The following is a 694-nucleotide window of genomic DNA, read 5'->3' on the forward strand; positions in this document are numbered from 1 at the left end:
CACGTATTTCACGCCGCCACCCAAACGCCAGTTGTCATCCAATTGGTAAGTGCTCCAAAGGGAGAACAAGTGGTCTGACACATCATTCGGCTTTTTACCTGTGGCTTTGTCTTCTGCGTCCAAGTAGCTGTAACCAACAGAGATGTCCCACTGTTTGGTGATTTGGCCGCGAGCTTCTAGCTCAATGCCTTGGTGACGTACTTCAATTTTGTCGATGACATCGCCGTCTACGTTAGTTTGTGGCTGCTCTTGGTCGATCTGGAACAGTGCCGCATTCAACATTAATGCGTTATCCAGCAGGTACGCTTTCGCCCCCACTTCTTTTAAGTCGGTATGGAAGAATTCCGCCAACTTTGGATTGATGTAGATGCCTGCGTACGGCAACTGCCAAGAGCGCGCTAAACTGGCGTAAACGGAGGTGTCGTAATTGATGCGGTATACCAAACCAGCGCGGTAGCTGACTTTGTCATCGTCCAATTTTTCCTTACCTGAACCCGCTTTTTGTTGTTCGAGTTCCATCGAGTCGTAACGCACATTACCGATCACAGAAAGGTCGCCCCACGTGTACACATCTTGTACGTACACACCCGTGGTTGTGGTGGTATTGTCACGGAATGGTTTGAAGCCCGGATCGGGTGTTGGGCCCACAACTGGGTTGTAGATATTTTGCGGAGGAAGCGTTTTGTCACTTGCC

At 49.9% G+C, this 694-nt stretch carries 1 protein-coding gene; it reads right to left on the reverse strand.

The genetic code is table 11. From position 1 onward, the window contains the following. On the reverse strand, positions 1-694 hold a 694-nt coding region (locus R7040_RS26735), incomplete at both ends, for a TonB-dependent receptor domain-containing protein (RefSeq protein WP_318097625.1).

It is taken from the genome of Vibrio sp. 1069, from assembly GCF_033340555.1.